The organism is Skermanella sp. TT6 (assembly GCF_016653635.2).
Classification (GTDB): domain Bacteria; phylum Pseudomonadota; class Alphaproteobacteria; order Azospirillales; family Azospirillaceae; genus Skermanella; species Skermanella cutis.
The window spans coordinates 416,032-432,084 of sequence record NZ_CP067420.1; the positions used below are offsets into that span (position 1 = coordinate 416,032).

Below are 16,053 nucleotides of genomic sequence, written 5' to 3' on the forward strand. Positions count from 1 at the left end.
GCCGCCCTGTAGGTTGACGCCATGATGCGCAGATCCCCCTCCGCCTCCCGCGCCGCAGTCCCGTCCGCCGCCGAAACCGCGGAGGCGATCCGCTCGGGCGACCGGCGCGCCCTGGCCCGCGCCATCACCATGATCGAGTCGAGCCGGCCCGACCACCGGGAGCGGGCCGAGGCGCTTCTGGCCGAGCTGCTGCCCCATACCGGCCGGTCGGTGCGGATCGGCATCTCGGGCGTGCCGGGTGTCGGCAAGTCCACCTTCATCGAGACCTTCGGCCTTCATGTGATCGGGCAGGGGCACCGGATCGCGGTGCTGGCGGTGGACCCGTCGTCCCAGCGCACCGGCGGCTCGATCCTGGGCGACAAGACCCGGATGGAGGAACTGACCCGCAATCCTTCGGCCTTCATCCGGCCGTCGCCCAGCGGCGGCACCCTGGGCGGCGTCGCCCGGCGCACGCGGGAGGCGATGCTGGCCTGCGAGGCGGCGGGCTATGACGTGGTGGTGGTCGAGACGGTCGGGGTCGGCCAGTCCGAGACGACCGTGGCCGACATGGTCGACCTGTTCATGCTGCTTCTGCTGCCCGGCGGCGGCGACGAGCTCCAGGGCATCAAGAAGGGCATCGTCGAGCTGGCGGACCTGATCGTGGTCAACAAGGCCGACGGCGCCCTGGTCGACGCCGCCCGCCATGCCGTCGCGGAGTACCGGCACGCGCTGGCGCTGCTGCGCTCGCCGTCGAAGGACTGGAAGGTGCCGGTGCTGACCTGCTCGGCCGCGACCGGAACCGGCGTGCCGGAGATCTGGGAGACCGTCGGCCGCTACCGCGGCACCCTGTCCGGCTCCGGCGCCCTGGACGCCCGCCGGGCCGAACAGGCGCGCGCCTGGATGTGGAGCGAGATCGCGGAAACCCTGACCGACGCCTTCCGCCGCCACCCCGCCGTCCGCGCCGAGCTTCCCCGGGCCGAGCAGGCGGTGACCCGTGCGGAGACGACCCCGACCGCGGCGGCCCGCGCCCTGCTGGAGCGGTTCCTCGGCCCGCGCGAGGACTGAACGCCGGCTACAGCGGGGTCGCCCCGCCGTCGCGGTTCGCCCGGATCGTCCGGACCATGCGGGCGACCGCTTCCCTCGGGTCGGCGCTGACGCCCAGCAGGCCGCGTTCCTGGCGCGCGGCGCCCAGGATCGCGGCCGGGCGGCCCGCCCCGTCGAGTTCCTGGACCAGCACGGCGATCCCCTGGCCGGCCGGTGCCGGCAGCGCGCGCAGCCGGCAGGCATCGCCCGTCCAGGCGCCCAGGTCGATCATTTCGCGCACGACGTGGCTGTGGGACAGCCGGCGTCCGCGGTTTTCGCCCGCCTTCACCAGGACTCCGCGGCGCAGGTCGTAGCGCACCGCCAGGATGCGGGTCTCGCGCCGCCGATGGCCGGCGGGAACCGTGATGTCCAGCCCGCCGGAGCGCTCGCGGAGGCCGATGCCAAGCGGGTTCCGGCGTGCCTGCCCCCGCGCCGCCCGCGCCGCCGCCACGGCCTGGCCGACCAGGCGCGCGTTGCCGCCGAACACCTCGGCCGATCCGTCGATCACCATCTGCGGCGTATAGACGGAGGAACGGCCGAGGGCGTCGTTGTAGTCGCGGTGGCGCCGGGTCGCCCAGGCGGTGGCGAAGGGGTCGGCCCAGCCGAGATCGTCCCAGCAGTCCACATGGAACGACAGCGCCAGAACGTCGGGCCGGCCGGCCAGCTCGTTCAGCAGCACGTCGGCCGCCGGCGACGACGAGCATCCTTCCGAGGTGAACAGCTCCACCACGGTCGGCTGGTCGGCGCAGCCCGAGCCGAACAGGAACCCCATCGGCACTGCGACGGCGGCGATCCCCAACATGTCCTGTCCCCCGTCCGTCTGTCCCGGCCTTTTGCGAGAAGTCTTCGGCTTGCGGCGCGACTATAGCCGGTCGGGATCACGGTCCGTCAGTGACCCAGCCGGTGTTACGACTGAAGAGAGAAGGCGCTTCCGGCCGGGCGATTCCCGGCCCGGCTTCCGCATCCCGGTTTTCTTCCGATCGCGTCCGGAATGTCACATTTTTGACACCCGTCCGCCCTGTTTCCATAATTAGCATCGCCCGGCAAGGGAGAGGATCGAGAATGAACAACGGATTCGGATTCGACATGAACGCTTTGATACGCCGGATCGCCGGAGAGCGTATGATGTCCCGGTTCTCGGAAGGCCCGGAGGAGCAACTGCCCGTCCAGATGCAGGCGATCCTGGCGCTGACGGCCGCGGTCGCCTGCTGGGGTTTCGTCGCGGCCGTGTTCTACCTGGGCGTTTCGGCGCTGCGCACCGCGGTGGGACCGCTCAGCACCTTGATGGTCTGACCGGCGGGCGGCTGGACCGCCGGCATCGCCGCCGGGACGATGGCGTTGGCCATCAGTTCCGCGAGGCACCGGTAGCTGGCGTCGGTCATGTGCAGCTGGTCGCTGGACAGCATGGTGGTCGGGGTGAACTGCTTGCTGTCGAGCCAGTGCTTCATCACCTCATTGCGGCGGAACACCGGGATGCCGTGCGCGGCTCCCAGGGCGCGGACCGCGTCCACATAGGCCGCATAGGTCGCGTTGCCCACCTGCTTGGGCAGGAACTGCGGCTCCAGCAGCATCAGGTCGGCGCCCGATTCCCGGATGCGCTTGATGCCCTCCACCGCCTGCATGCCGAACACCTTGGCATCGACCTTCCCCAGGGCGTCGTTGGTGCCGAGCTGCCAGATCACCAGGTCGGGCTTCAGCGCCAGCACGTCGCGGTCGAGCCGGGCCAGGGTCGCGGCCGCCTTCTCTCCCCCGATCCCCTTGTTGACCACCTCGATCCTCGCGCCGGGGAAGCGGGTTTCCAGGATCCGGTCGAGCTGGGCCGGATAGGTCATGGCGGGACCCGAACTGCCGGTCCCTTGGGTGCTGGACGAGCCGACGGCGACGATGCGCAGATCCTGCTTGCGGCTGAGGGCCGCGCTGGTCCGCGGCATCTCGCGTGCGGAAGCCGGGATCACCAGCGACGGGGCGGCGCATTGCTCGGGAGCCTGCGCCGCGGCGCTCCCGACCATCATGCCGAAACCGACGATACCGGACAGAACTGCGGGGAAGACGTGCTTGACCATGGTTGGGAAACGCTCGCTCGGCTGCTGTTGCTGTGAAGCTGTCATGAAGCCTGGCGGGCTGCCCGGCGACGGCAGAGCGTATGGGTTCCAATTATGGTCAAACTGTGAATTGCGGGGGACACGGAACATTCGCCTCGGCACTGTTGCCGATGCGCAACCCGATTCAACGTCCTGAACCGACAGGATGTTCCCTGCCGGCTCAGGATATTCAGGTCGATCTTCTGGTCTCTTTCTACACTGAAAGGGGTATTGAAAGGCACTTTAAGGAATAAACATGATCTGCGCCGGTTCACCAATCGGTACATACCAAAATCTGTACTATCGGCATGCAGTCGCCCCGGCCGTGGAGAGTGCCATGAAGCGTTTTGCAATCCTCGACGGTTTGCGTGGTTATTTCCTCGTATTTATGATGCTTAATCATTTGCCGTTCCAGGGTGAGTTATTGCTCGCGCGGATCAACCACTCGGAATTGGGCTATGTCCAGGATGCCCAGGGATTCGTCTTCATCTCCGGCGTCATCATAGGCCTTTACTATACGCGCATGATCGCCAAGGGACAGACGTCCCTCATGGACGCCAAGATCCTCAACCGGGCCTACGAACTCTATGTCTACGCGGTGATCGTCCTGGCGGCGATCCTGTTCATGGCGGTGCTGATCCCAAACTCGCGCCCGCTGTGGGGGCACTTCATGTGGGAGATGTACCAGACCCCGACGCTGACCGGGATCTCGGCGTTCCTGCTGCTCTACCAGCCGACCTTCATGGACATCCTGCCGCAATACATCGTCTATCTGGTCGCGTCGCCGCTGCTGCTGCGCTGGATCGCGCGGGGCTACTGGCGCGAGGTGCTGGGCGGCAGCGTCCTGCTCTGGCTGATGGTCCAGCTGGGGCTGCATCTGCCGGCGATCCGGATCGTCGAGGAGACGGTCGGCGCCTTCGCGCCCGGCTTCGTGCTGCGCAGCCACTTCAATCCGCTCGCCTGGCAGATCGTGTTCGTCACCGGGCTGCTGCTCGGGGCGGCCGATGCCCAGGGCAAGCTGGACTGGGACCGCTGGTTCTCGCCCCGGCGCACCGACCTGCTGAAGGTCTCGATCGCGCTGGTCCTGCTGTTCATGGCTTTCAGGCTCGGCTTCACCAACGGCCTGGTGCCCGACAGCATGGCGCTGCGGTTCGACGTCTACAACAACCGCGGCGAGTTCGCCCTCGTCTACCTGCTGAACTTCGCGGGCCTGGCCTACCTGATCGCCTGGCTGCTGGTCGCCGGCCGGGAGGCGTCGTCGCCGGTGGCGCGGGCCGCCGGGACGCTGCTGAACCGCCTGTTCGCCTGGCGGTTCCTGACCTTCATCGGCAAGCATTCGCTTCAGGTCTATGCCTACCATGTGGTGGTGGTCTACGTGCTCTTGGGGCTTGACGCCAGGATCGGTCCCTTCACGGAAGGGACCAAGACCGCGATGACGCTGCTGGCCATCGCCAGCCTGGCGGTCCCGGCCTGGATCCACGCCAACTATGCCGCCTGGATGGACCAGGGCGGCCGCCTGGCGCCCCAGCCCCGGACCGCGGCGGAAGGCCCTACCCGGAACTAACGGGGGAGAGGTTGGTTTGCAGGGGAAGGCGGCAGGAAGAGCCGCGTCTCAATGCAATGGAAGGCTGGAGATGGCGAACACGGACCACAGGACCCCTGAGCAGATCGAACGGGAAATTGAGCAGACCCGGCAGAACACCGCCGCGACACTGGCGGCCATCGAGGACCGTCTCTCCCCGGGCCGCATGATGGACGAGGTCTGGGGCTATCTGCGCAACAGCGGCCAGGGTCAGACCTTCGTGTCGAATCTCTCGACGACCGTGCGCGACAACCCGATCCCCGTGGCGCTTCTGGCGATCAGCGTCGCCTGGCTGGCCATCGCCGGGTCGCGGAGCGAGAAGCGGCGCGAGCGCTGGACGCCGGAGCGGGCGGGCCGGCTGGAGGAGTTCGACTATGACGACGCCGTCCTGACCGAGGACGCGTTCGATTACGGCGCCCCCGCCCACACGGGCCCGCGGTATGGCAGGGCGGAGCGGCGCACGGTGGATTATGTCGATCCCGACACCCACCACGAGCATGTCTCGTCGTCGCGCCCCGGCGCCCCGGAGGGCAACGCCCCGTCCCCGGACACCCTGCTGGGCCGCGATGCCGCCTCGATCAAGGCGCGCGACGCCGCGAAGGTGTTCGAGACGCCGAACGGTCCGGGCCTGAGCTCGGGTTCCCCCGCCGGTGCCGAGACGGACACCACGGTGACCCCGCAGACCCGTCCCTGACGCCGGCACGGCGCCCATGGGAAAGCCCGCCTCCCGATCCGGGAGGCGGGCTTTCCCATGCCGCCTTCGCGGTCCGCGGACCGGCCCTTACTGCTGGGCCGGCGCCTGCTCCGGCTGCTGCTGGGGAGCCGCCTCGCCGCCGGGCTGCTGCAGCCCTTCCATCCGGCGCTGCTCCAGCGCCTGGAGCTGGGCCGTCTGCTCCGCCACCTGGTCGCGAAGCTGCGCCAGGCCCTGCTGCTCCTGCTGGAGGGTCTGGCGGGCCTCCTGGATCCGCTGCTCGATCTGCTGGAGCTCGCCGGTGCGTCCGGTCACGTCGTCGCTCAGCTGGGCGACGCTGCGGCGGGCTTCCACCTCGGCCTCGCGCGCCTGCCGGGCGCTCTCGACCACTTCCTCCAGCCGGGCCTGCTGGGCATCGGCCTGGGTGGTCAGGTCGGCGAGCCGTTGCTCGGCAGCGCCCAGGTCGGCGTTCCGCTGCTCGACCTGCTCGGCGATCCCGGCCAGATCCTGTTGGCGCTGCTCGATCTCGGCGACCGCCTGCCGGTTCCGCTGGACCGTCTGCTCCAGCTCGCGGCGGGCGTTCTCCAGCTCCTGCCGGGCGCCGGTGAGCTGGTCGTTGGCGTCGGCCAGTTCCTGGCGGACCCGGTTCAGCTCCTGCCGGGACTGGTCGAGCTGGGTGACCGCGGCCTCCGTCTGCTGCGCGGCCTGCGCCGCCTGGTCGGCTTTCGCGGCGGACTCCTGGCTGAGCGCCGCCACGCTGTCGCGAAGCTGCGCCTCCTGCTGGCGCACCTCGGCGACGCGCTGGGCGATCTGCTCGGCCTCCGAGGTCCGCTGGGCGACCTGGTCGCTCATCGCGGCCAGCTGGTCGCGGATCGTCGCCTGCTGCTGTCCGGCCTCGGTCACCTGGGCCTGGGTCCGTTCCAGCTGCTGGGTCTGCTGGCGAAGCTGCTCGACGACCTGGGCCGTCTGCTGCTCCGCCTCGGCACGCTGCTGCAGGATGGCCTGGGTCTCCGCCTGGGCCGCCTCCCGCTGGGCGCCGAGTTCCTGGAGCTGCTGCTGGGCGGACTGGATCTCCTGTCCCAGGCGGTTCACCTCGCCGGCCAGCCGGCGCTCGTCCTGGACCGTGGTGCGCAGCCGCTCCAGGTCGCCCTGGAAGGCCTGCCGCTCCTCGCGGGCGGTGTCGCGCTCGCCGGTCAAGGCGGCGAGGGACTGCTGGTGTTCCCGCTCGCGCTGGGCGAGCTGTTCCTCCAGCCTGCCGCTCTGGACGCCGAAGGAGATTGCCGCGATCACCGCGATGACCGCCACCACGGCCAGTCCCAACAGGTAATACCGCAAGTTCCCCCGACGCGCGTCGGGTTCATGCGAGCTGGTCATGATGTCCTCTATCGTGCTTGCTGGTCGCCCGGAGCCGTTCCCTGGAGCCCTGCCGGCCCCGGACCTCCGCCGGCGTCGGCATCCAAACGCCGCGGGGGCGGGACTTGTTGCCGACTACTCCTCCGATACCGGACCCTCCGGATACGGGTACCTCCCGCGGATCAGACGCGCCGAAGGGTCCGCGCCAGCACGTCCAGGCCCAGCTTGCCGGCCGCTTCCAGGATGTCCGCGTTGGCGCCGTGGAAGAAGCCGAAGCTCTCGGCCGCGATCCCCGGAAGCGTCCCGCGTCCGACGCCGAGCCGGTCGAGCGAGTCCCAGGCCCATTCGAAATGGGTCTCCTCGTCGCGGGCGGCTCGCTTCAGCATGGCTTCCACGTCGGCCGGATGGTCGCCCCGCGCGTGGCGGCGGTACTTGTCGCGGGCCTGCCCCTCGTTGGTGACGAAGGCCAGCAGCACCGCGCGGTCGCCGCCGGCCAGGCTTCCGGCCGAGCCGCCGGCCTGGACCAGCAGCTTGAACAGGCCGGTCGGGAAATGGGGCAGCCGGATCGGCACGCCGTCGCGAGTCCTGATCAGATCGATCAGATCGACGATGTGCCGTTCGTGGTCCTCGCGGTACTGGGTCAGCCGGTCGCGCAGGCCGCCGTCGCGCAGGGCCGCGATCGCCAGCGTGTAGGCGCCCACCGCGTCGCAGTCGAGCTGCAGCAGATCGTTCAACTCCGCGATCAGCGCCACGTCGCGCCCGCCCGCTGTGTCGAAGGACGGGATCCCCAGTCCGGCCGAGCTCCATCCCGGCATTGCCGGGCCGCCCGCGAAGGGGACCGGGAGGAGGCCGGCGGTCATGCGCCGGGCGATCTGGGGACTGCTGGTGTCTGTCATGTCGCCGATCCTCGAACTGTTGGCTTCGGCCGCGGCAGCGGCTTCACCCCTGCCTCAACCGCCGGGCTGCGACATTGCTCCCGCCGGAGATGCGATAGTGGCGCTTGCCGTCTGAAAACGGCGTGTCATTCTCAGGTTCGGACGAAGCTCATATGACCGCTGCCGAACCAACGGGAGCGACGATCGCGGATTGATTGAATGATCGCCAGGGCACACCGATCCAGGATCGGCATTCTGATGGGAGAGGGAAATCTCTCGGTCCGCATCGCCCTCAAGTCCCTCCTTCAGGCGGAGGGGTTCTCCGGGATCGTCGACGTTCCCGACATCCGATCCCTCCGCACGCTCCTGGAGGGGGGGAGCGACCCGCCCGACGTGGTGGTGCTCGACGCCGACCTGGAAGGGGAGGACCCCTGCGGGCTGGTCCGCGCGATCCGCCATGGCAAGCTGGGCCGCAACCCATTCGTGACCGTGATCATGACGACCTCGGTCGCGAGCAACGAGCGGGTCCGCGCCATCGTCGAGAGCGGGGCCGACGGGCTGCTGGTGAAGCCCCTGTCGGTCAATGCCGTCATGGAGCGGCTGGTGGGACTGGTCCGCCAGCGCAAGCCCTTCATCGTGACCTCGGCCTATATCGGCCCCGACCGCCGCAAGGATCCGGCGCGCGGCCCCAGCTCGATCCCGCTGTTCGACGTGCCCAACACGCTGCGCGCCAAGGCCGAGGGCCACTCCGCCGAACTGGCCACCCTGGACGAGGTGATCGCCCGCGCCCAGCGCCAGATCGACGAGGAGAAGCGCCGCCGCGACGCCTTCCAGGTCAGCTTCCTGGCCGGCCTGATCGTCTCCGGCACGCCGGCGCTGAACGACGACTCCGCCAACCGCGAATACCTGGAGTCCCTGATCGACGCCTGCGACGATCTGCTCGACCGGCTGCCCGGCACGCCCTATGCGGCGCTGGTCGAGATGGTGACCGAACTGCGCAACCTGGGCCAGCGCATGGTTAACAGCGGCCGCGTCAGCGAACCGGCGGCGCTGCGCCTGCTGCGCCCCCTGTCCGACGCCATCATGTCCGGCCTGAACCCCGACCGCGCGCCGGCGGACCTGTCCGAGCAGGTCAACGTCGCGATCCGCAAGTACCGGGAGCGGGTGGCGGCGGGGTAGGGTGCTCGCGGGGTCGCAGCACCTCTCACGATGCCCGCTCGCGGGACAGGCGGGCGAACTCCTCGGCGAAGAAGCCGCCGCTGTTCGCCAGGGTCCTGATCTCGTCCGCGATCTCGGCATAGCCGGCCTTGCTCAGGCGCTCGGCGACCGTGGAGAGTTCCTTCACGGCGAAGGACAGCTGGTTGGCGATGGCTTCGACTTCGGTCTTCTTGGCCATGGACTGGTCTCTATCGACGGCATGTTGCGACGGGCGGGCGCTCGGCACCCCGGGCCGAGCATACCCATGACGATAACATTTTTCCCGAGGCGGCTTTCCGGGAGTGTGAATGCATGCCCGAGTCCTCGCCGACCGGCATGCGGCGAAAGCGCGCACCGCGCGCCTGATCACTGGTCCTGCCGCGCCGCGCCTCCGCCGCGACCGTGCCAACCTTGCCACGGGCTCGCATATTAGGCGAAAAGTATAGCCAAATCAGACGGATCGGTCCGCTGCGTCAAGTTGACGCCGGGGATGTCGAGCGCGTATGTAAAAACCATGATCTTTGAGCGGGATCAATTCGGGCGCACCTGCGACGATATGTACCTCCCTGATCGGGAGCGCCGGTTGATCAGGTCATGAACAAACAGGTATGTTCAGCCGCACGGCGGTTTCCGGCACCGGGGCAAGCGGGTCCTTCCCGCGGGCTCCCGGGGCGACCGGAAGGAGCCGGCCACAAGAATCACCCCGCGCAAAGCGGGGGACGGGTTTCGTCAGACATGCGGAGCGGGCGGCTCCGCCGCAAGGAAGAGTGGTTAGGGATGAATGTGCACAGGATCAGCGCCGTCTTGACGGCCTTTTTGTTTTCCGTATTCGGCAGCGCCGGTGCCGCCCTGGCCCAGGGACAACCCGCTGTCGGAGAGCCGCACTCCTGGCAGCTCGGCCTCCAGGCGTCGGCCTCCCCCGTCAAGGAGCAGCTGACGGATTTCCACAACCTGCTTCTGGTGGTGATCACCGGCATCACCCTGCTGGTGCTGGCGCTGCTCATCTACGTCATGGTCCGCTTCAACGCCAAGGCCAACCCGAACCCGACCAGGACCTCCCACAACACGATCCTCGAAGTCGCCTGGACCGTGCTGCCGGTGGTCATCCTGGTCGTGATCGCGGTGCCGTCGTTCAAGGTCCTGTACTTCATGGACAAGGCCGAGAACGCCGAGATGACCCTCAAGGTCATCGGCCACCAGTGGTTCTGGGAGTACCAGTATCCGGACCATGAGGACCTGACCTTCAGCAGCTACATGATCCCGGACGACGAGATCCAGCCCGGCCAGCGCCGCCTGCTCGAGGTGGACAACCGGATCGTGCTGCCGGTCGACACCAACATCCGCATCATCGTCACCGCGGGCGACGTGCTGCACAGCTGGGCCATGCCGTCCCTCGGCATCAAGAAGGACGCCATTCCCGGCCGCCTGAACGAGACCTGGGCGCGGATCGACCGCGAGGGCGTCTATTACGGCCAGTGCTCGGAGATCTGCGGCACCAACCACGGCTACATGCCGATCGCCATCGAGGCGGTCTCCAAGGAGCGGTTCGCCCAGTGGCTGGTCGAGGCCAAGGAGGAGTTCGCCTCCAACGCCCCGAAGGCTCCGGCGGTCCAGGTGGCCCAGGCGCCGGCCGCACCGGTTCCCGCCGTCCAGGAATGAGCGGCCCCCGGCGAAAGGGTACCGGGAACACGGGCACCAGGAACAATCAGCGCGGCGGCACCGCGCAGGCCCCAGGCCGCGCCGCCGCCAGCGCAACGACAACCCGAGGGTAAGGGACTAGCACCATGGGTCACGGAGCGACCGGAGCATCCGCCCACGACGATCACGGCCACGACCACAAGCCGGGATTCGTCGCGCGGTGGTTCTTCTCGACCAACCATAAAGACATCGGCACTCTCTACATCATCTTCTCGATCATCGCCGGCCTGATCGGCGGCCTGTTCTCGGTGATCATGCGCATGGAGCTCCAGGCTCCGGGCAGCCAGATCGTCGCCGACGGCCAGCTGTGGAACGTCATCATCTCGGCCCACGGGCTGATCATGGTGTTCTTCGTGGTCATGCCGGCGCTGATCGGCGGCTTCGGCAACTGGTTCGTGCCGCTCATGATCGGCGCGCCCGACATGGCCTTCCCCAGGCTGAACAACATCAGCTTCTGGCTGCTGGTCCCGGCCTTCCTGCTGCTGCTGGGGTCCGCCTTCGTCGGCACCGGCGCGGGCACCGGCTGGACCATCTACCCGCCGCTCAGCTCCGCCGTCGGGCATCCCGGGCCGTCGGTCGACATGGCGATCTTCGCCCTGCACCTGGCCGGGGCGTCGTCGATCCTGGGCGCCATCAACTTCATCACCACCATCTTCAACATGCGCGCCCCCGGCATGACGCTGCACAAGATGCCGCTGTTCGCCTGGGCGATGCTGATCACCGGCTTCCTGCTGCTGCTGGCGGTTCCCGTCCTGGGCGGCGCCATCACCATGCTGCTGACCGACCGCAACTTCGGCACCACCTTCTTCGACCCGGCCGGCGGCGGCGACCCGGTGCTGTTCCAGCACCTGTTCTGGTTCTTCGGCCATCCCGAAGTCTACATCATGATCCTGCCGGGCTTCGGCATCATCAGCCACATCATCTCGACCTTCTCCAAGAAGCCGATCTTCGGCTACCTGGGCATGGCCTACGCCATGGTCGCGATCGGCGTCGTGGGATTCGTCGTGTGGGCCCACCATATGTTCACCGTCGGCCTCGACGTGGACACCCGGGCCTACTTCACGGCCGCGACGATGATCATCGCGGTGCCGACCGGCATCAAGATCTTCTCCTGGATCGCCACCATGTGGGGCGGATCGATCGAGCTGAAGACGCCGATGCTGTGGGCCGTCGGCTTCATCTTCCTGTTCACCGTGGGCGGCGTCACCGGCGTCGTGCTGGCGAACGGCGGCATGGACATCGTCCTGCACGACACCTACTACGTCGTCGCCCACTTCCACTATGTGCTGTCGCTGGGCGCGCTCTTTTCGATCTTCGCCGGTTTCTACTACTGGATCGGCAAGATGTCGGGCCGTCAGTATCCGGAGTTCTGGGGCAAGGTCCATTTCTGGATGACCTTCGTCGGCGTCAACCTGACGTTCTTCCCGCAGCACTTCCTGGGTCTGGCCGGCATGCCGCGCCGTATCCCGGACTATCCGGATGCGTACGCCGGGTGGAACATGATCTCGTCGGTGGGCTCCTACATCTCGTTCGCCGCCGCGGTCCTGTTCGTCGGCATCGCGCTCTACACGATCACCCGCGGCCAGCGCGTCGGCGCCAGCTACTGGGGTGACTCGGCGACCACGCTGGAATGGACGGTCAGCTCGCCGCCTCCGTTCCACCAGTTCAACGAGCTGCCGCGCGTGAAGTAAGCGCACGGCGGCCGGCAGGGGGAGGGATCGCGGGCGCGGCGGAACGGGCCCGTGATCCCGAGGTACCAGGGGAAGACGTGAAGAGATGACAGACATCACCATGCGGCCGGACGCCCAGGCGCCGGCCGAGGGCTTCGCCACCGGCGGCGTCCGCGACTATTTCGAACTGCTGAAGCCCCGGGTCATGTCCCTCGTGGTGTTCAGCGGCTTCGCCGGCATGATCGTGGCCCCCGGCCATATCCATCCGGTGCTGGCGCTGACCGCCATCCTCTGCATCGCCGTCGCCGCCGGCGCGTCCGGCGCCATCAACATGTGGTACGAGCGCGACATCGACCGCATGATGCAGCGCACCCGCAACCGCCCCCTGCCCGAGGGCAGGGTGGACCCCGACGAGGCGCTCAGCTTCGGCGTGGTCCTGACCGTCGGCTCGGTCATGCTGATGGGGCTGGCGGTCAACTGGGTCGCGGCCGGGCTGCTGGCGCTGGCCTCCTTCGTCTATGTCTTCGTCTATACGATCTGGCTGAAGCGCCGCACGCCGCAGAACATCGTGATCGGCGGCGCGTCCGGCGCCTTCCCGCCGATGATCGGCTGGGCCGCGGTGACCCGCGACGTCAGCATCGCCTCGATCATCCTGTTCCTGCTGATCTTCATGTGGACGCCGCCGCATTTCTGGGCGCTGGCCCTGTTCCGCAACGGCGACTACGCCAAGGCCGGCGTGCCGATGCTGCCGGTCGTCTCCGGCGAGCGCGAGACCAAGAAGCAGATGCTGGTCTACACGCTTCTGCTGTTCCCCATCGCGGTCGCCCCCTATTTCGTCGGCATCGCCGGCCTTGCCTATCTCGCCGGGTCGGTCGTGCTGGGCGGCCTGTTCGTGGCCCTGGCCGTCCAGGTCTGGTACGACAGGACGGACAAGGCGGCCAAGCAGATGTTCGTCTTCTCGATCCTCTATCTCTTCCTGCTGCTGTCGCTGTTGATCGGCGAGCAGCTGGCCGGGCCGCTGGCCCGGCTTCCGTAAAGCCAGTTTCCGCAAAGCAAGCGAGCGCGTGGGTCCCATGAATGCCAACCGCCTTCCCGGCCATCAGCTGACCGACGAGCAGAAGCGCCGACAGCGCGGCAAGAACATCGCCGTGCTCCTGGCGCTCCTGGCCCTCGTGGCCCTGCTCTACGTCATCACCCTGGTCCGCATCGGAGGAAGCGCATGACGCCGGGCAGGGACCCCAGGACGCACCAGGGAACGCGGCGCAAGAACCTGATCCTGATGGGCGGCCTGTTCGGGCTGGTCTTCGGCATGATCGGCCTGTCCTTCGCCGCGGTGCCGCTCTACGACCTGTTCTGCAAGGTCACCGGGTTCGGCGGCACGACGCAGCGGGCGGAAGGGCCGGCGGGGGAGATCCTGGACCGCACCGTCAAGGTCCGCTTCAACGCCGACGTCAACGGCGCGCTGCCCTGGGGCTTCCGGCCGGAAATCCACCAGATGGAGGTGCGGATCGGCGAGTCCGCGATGATGAGCTACCGCGCCGTCAACAATTCGGACGAGCCGATCGTCGGGACCGCGACCTACAACGTCACGCCGGACAAGACCGGCATCTATTTCAACAAGATCCAGTGCTTCTGCTTCACCGAGCAGCGGCTGGAGCCCGGCCAGAGCGTGGACATGCCGGTCTATTTCTTCGTGGACCCGGCCATGGCCGACGATCCCAAGCTGGACGACGTCCAGACCATCACCCTGTCCTATACCTTCTTCCGGGCCCATGGCGGCGGGGCGGCGGGACAGGTAACGTCAATCAACGAATAAGAGCATAGAACGAGGGTTACACAGCATGGCCGAGACTAACGCGCATGCCACCGGGGGCGGCCACAGCCACCCCTACCACCTGGTCGATCCCAGCCCCTGGCCGCTGCTCGGCGCCTTTTCCGGCGGCCTGCTGGCGGTCGGCGCCATCCTGTTCATGCACGGCAGCGGCTGGCTTTTGCTGGCGCTCGGGTTCGTCGCCGTCCTGGCGGTCATGGCCGGCTGGTGGCGCGACGTCCTGAAGGAGGCGGTCCGCCAGAAGGCCCACACCCCCGTCGTCAAGCTGGGCCTGCGCTACGGCATGGCGCTGTTCATCGCGTCGGAGGTGATGTTCTTCGCGGCCTTCTTCTGGGCCTTCTTCGACGCCAGCCTGTTCCCCAAGGAGGCGATCGGCGGGGTCTGGCCGCCCGAGAACATCGAGACGTTCAACGCCTTCCACCTGCCGCTGATGATGACGCTGATCCTGCTGCTGTCGGGCACCACGGTGACCTGGGCGCACCACGCGATCATCGAGGGCGACCGGCGGACGGCCAGCGTCGCGCTTGGCCTGACCGTGCTGCTGGGCGTGCTGTTCAGCGGCTTCCAGATCTACGAATACACCCACGCCCATTTCGGCTTCACCGACGGCATCTATCCCTCGACCTTCTTCATGGCGACCGGCTTCCACGGCTTCCATGTCGTCATCGGGACGATCTTCCTGGCGGTCTGCTGGTGGCGCACGGCGGCCGGGCACTTCACGCCCCAGAGCCATTTCGGCTTCGAGGCGGCGGCCTGGTACTGGCACTTCGTCGACGTCGTCTGGCTGTTCCTGTTCGTGTCCATCTACTGGTGGGGAGCCTGACGCCCTGACGCCAACCCGGTACCCTCGGGTCCCTCCCCTCGCCGCGGCGCTGAAGTGCCGGTGTCCGCGGTGCGGGGAGGGGCGTCTGTACAAGGGCTTCCTGTCCGTCTCGGACCGGTGCGAGGTCTGCGGCCTCGCGCTCGCCCGCGGCGACAGCGGCGACGGCCCCGCCGTGTTCATGACCTTCATCCTGGGTTTCACGGTGGTTCCCGTCGCCCTCTGGGTCGCCATGTCGGTCGATTGGCCGCTCTGGCTCCACGCCGCCGTCTGGACCGTGGTGATCCTCGGGCTGGCGCTCGGGATGCTGCGGCCCGCCAAGGCCTACCTGATGGGCCCTCCAGTTCCGCCACCGCGCCAGCGAATACGACATCCCCGAGACCCCGGAGTCTCGGGCGGACCCCCGGAATTGAGGAACCATGGCTGCCCTCGCTGACAAAGGCGGGCGGCGTTTCCGCCCCGGCCTCGGCGCCACCCTGTGTACCCTGGTGGCCGTCGCGATCATGGCCGGCCTCGGCACCTGGCAGGTCGAGCGCCTCTCCTGGAAGAACGACCTGATCGACCGGATCGAGGCCGGCCTGGACGCCGACCCCGCACCCCTGCCGTCCCGCATCGACGACCCCTCGGGCTGGGATTTCCGCCGCGTCTCGGTCACCGGCGAATTCCTCCACGACCGGGAACTGCACCTGGCGGCCCGCAGCTTCAACGGCCGGATCGGCTATCATGTGGTGACGCCGCTGCGGCGCGACGACGGCACCACGGTGCTGGTCAACCGCGGCTGGGTCCCGACCGAGGCGCGCGACCCCGCGACCCGCCCGGACGGGCTGCCCGCCGGGACCGTCGCGGTGGAGGGCATCTCCCGCGTGCCGCCGGGGCCGGGCTGGATGCAGCCGGACAACGACGCCGCCGCCAACATGTGGTTCTGGTACGACATCCCGGCCATGGCCGCCTCGGCCGGCACGGAGAACCCGCTGCCGCTGGTGGTGGAGGCCGGCCCCGCCGCCAATCCCGGCGGCCTGCCGGTCGGCGGCCAGACCAACGTCACCATCCCGAACAACCATCTCCAGTACGCCGTCACCTGGTACGGGCTGGCGCTGACGCTGATCGCCGTCTATGTCGCGTCGCAGTGGCGGCGCGACCCCGCCCGGGAGCCGCGCTGACACGGCCCCGATCGTCGTCCTCACCCTTCTCCT

The 16,053-nt window shown here is 68.3% G+C and carries 18 protein-coding genes; 13 read left to right on the forward strand and 5 right to left on the reverse strand.

Translation table 11 applies throughout. From position 1 onward, the window contains the following. Positions 1 to 24 precede the first annotated feature (24 nt). Positions 25 to 1,044 carry a methylmalonyl Co-A mutase-associated GTPase MeaB gene (gene meaB / locus IGS68_RS01940; protein ID WP_201081000.1) on the forward strand — a complete coding sequence of 340 codons (1,020 nt, stop codon included), beginning with the start codon at positions 25 to 27 and terminating at the stop codon, positions 1,042 to 1,044. A gap of 7 nt (positions 1,045 to 1,051) precedes the next feature. On the opposite strand, the gene IGS68_RS01945 is transcribed toward meaB, so the two are convergent. Then, on the reverse strand, positions 1,052 to 1,864 hold the full coding sequence (locus tag IGS68_RS01945) for a DUF1223 domain-containing protein (protein WP_201076920.1): 813 nt from the start codon (positions 1,862 to 1,864) through the stop codon (positions 1,052 to 1,054). Between the two features lie 284 nt (positions 1,865 to 2,148). Between IGS68_RS01945 and IGS68_RS01950 the strand changes: the two genes are divergently transcribed. Next, positions 2,149 to 2,355, forward strand: a complete 207-nt coding sequence (locus tag IGS68_RS01950; RefSeq protein WP_206379347.1) for a hypothetical protein — start codon at positions 2,149 to 2,151, stop codon at positions 2,353 to 2,355. On the opposite strand, the gene IGS68_RS01955 is transcribed toward IGS68_RS01950, so the two are convergent. Then, entirely contained in the window at positions 2,295 to 3,125 is an 831-nt protein-coding gene (locus IGS68_RS01955; protein WP_201076924.1) for an SGNH/GDSL hydrolase family protein, read from the reverse strand. The genes IGS68_RS01950 and IGS68_RS01955 overlap by 61 nt on opposite strands. A 409-nt stretch (positions 3,126 to 3,534) precedes the next feature. Here IGS68_RS01955 and IGS68_RS01960 point away from each other — a divergent pair, with 409 nt between their 5' ends. Next, positions 3,535 to 4,707, forward strand: coding sequence for an OpgC family protein (locus IGS68_RS01960; RefSeq protein ID WP_247881335.1), 1,173 nt, complete (start codon positions 3,535 to 3,537; stop codon positions 4,705 to 4,707). Positions 4,708 to 4,777: 70 nt separating this feature from the next. Further along, positions 4,778 to 5,419: a DUF3618 domain-containing protein gene (locus IGS68_RS01965; protein ID WP_201076927.1), complete on the forward strand. Its 642-nt coding sequence runs from the start codon at positions 4,778 to 4,780 to the stop codon at positions 5,417 to 5,419. Between the two features lie 87 nt (positions 5,420 to 5,506). Here the strand turns inward: IGS68_RS01965 and IGS68_RS01970 are convergent, their stop codons facing one another. Next, entirely contained in the window at positions 5,507 to 6,790 is a 1,284-nt protein-coding gene (locus IGS68_RS01970) for a coiled-coil domain-containing protein (RefSeq protein ID WP_201076928.1), read from the reverse strand. Between the two features lie 161 nt (positions 6,791 to 6,951). After that, on the reverse strand, positions 6,952 to 7,665 hold the full coding sequence (locus tag IGS68_RS01975) for a ferritin-like domain-containing protein (protein ID WP_201076929.1): 714 nt from the start codon (positions 7,663 to 7,665) through the stop codon (positions 6,952 to 6,954). Positions 7,666 to 7,863: 198 nt separating this feature from the next. Between IGS68_RS01975 and IGS68_RS01980 the strand changes: the two genes are divergently transcribed. Next, the gene (locus tag IGS68_RS01980) at positions 7,864 to 8,823 is read left to right on the forward strand and encodes a response regulator (RefSeq protein ID WP_201076930.1); all 960 of its coding nucleotides are present in this window, start codon (positions 7,864 to 7,866) and stop codon (positions 8,821 to 8,823) included. Between the two features lie 25 nt (positions 8,824 to 8,848). Here IGS68_RS01980 and IGS68_RS01985 read toward each other — a convergent pair whose 3' ends face one another. Further along, positions 8,849 to 9,040 carry a hypothetical protein gene (locus IGS68_RS01985; protein WP_201076931.1) on the reverse strand — a complete coding sequence of 64 codons (192 nt, stop codon included), beginning with the start codon at positions 9,038 to 9,040 and terminating at the stop codon, positions 8,849 to 8,851. Between the two features lie 605 nt (positions 9,041 to 9,645). Between IGS68_RS01985 and coxB the strand changes: the two genes are divergently transcribed. The 8 genes from coxB to IGS68_RS02025 all read left to right on the forward strand — a co-directional run bounded on the left by coxB (position 9,646) and on the right by IGS68_RS02025 (position 16,020). Then, entirely contained in the window at positions 9,646 to 10,500 is an 855-nt protein-coding gene (coxB, locus tag IGS68_RS01990) for a cytochrome c oxidase subunit II (RefSeq protein ID WP_371821876.1), read from the forward strand. 125 nt (positions 10,501 to 10,625) lie between these two features. Continuing rightward, positions 10,626 to 12,230 carry a cytochrome c oxidase subunit I gene (gene ctaD / locus IGS68_RS01995; protein ID WP_201076934.1) on the forward strand — a complete coding sequence of 535 codons (1,605 nt, stop codon included), beginning with the start codon at positions 10,626 to 10,628 and terminating at the stop codon, positions 12,228 to 12,230. An 85-nt stretch (positions 12,231 to 12,315) separates the two neighbouring features. Further along, on the forward strand, positions 12,316 to 13,245 hold the full coding sequence (cyoE, locus tag IGS68_RS02000) for a heme o synthase (protein WP_201076936.1): 930 nt from the start codon (positions 12,316 to 12,318) through the stop codon (positions 13,243 to 13,245). 37 nt (positions 13,246 to 13,282) lie between these two features. Beyond that, entirely contained in the window at positions 13,283 to 13,432 is a 150-nt protein-coding gene (locus IGS68_RS02005) for a hypothetical protein (protein ID WP_201076937.1), read from the forward strand. Next, positions 13,429 to 14,025, forward strand: coding sequence for a cytochrome c oxidase assembly protein (locus IGS68_RS02010; RefSeq protein ID WP_201076938.1), 597 nt, complete (start codon positions 13,429 to 13,431; stop codon positions 14,023 to 14,025). Before IGS68_RS02005 ends, IGS68_RS02010 begins: the two co-directional genes overlap by 4 nt. Before the next feature lie 25 nt (positions 14,026 to 14,050). After that, on the forward strand, positions 14,051 to 14,863 hold the full coding sequence (locus tag IGS68_RS02015) for a cytochrome c oxidase subunit 3 (RefSeq protein ID WP_201076939.1): 813 nt from the start codon (positions 14,051 to 14,053) through the stop codon (positions 14,861 to 14,863). A 100-nt stretch (positions 14,864 to 14,963) separates the two neighbouring features. Then, positions 14,964 to 15,296: a DUF983 domain-containing protein gene (locus tag IGS68_RS02020; protein ID WP_247881336.1), complete on the forward strand. Its 333-nt coding sequence runs from the start codon at positions 14,964 to 14,966 to the stop codon at positions 15,294 to 15,296. Next, a complete protein-coding gene (locus IGS68_RS02025) occupies positions 15,280 to 16,020 on the forward strand; it encodes an SURF1 family protein (protein ID WP_201076940.1) in 741 nt (246 codons plus the stop codon). Before IGS68_RS02020 ends, IGS68_RS02025 begins: the two co-directional genes overlap by 17 nt. Positions 16,021 to 16,053 lie beyond the last annotated feature (33 nt).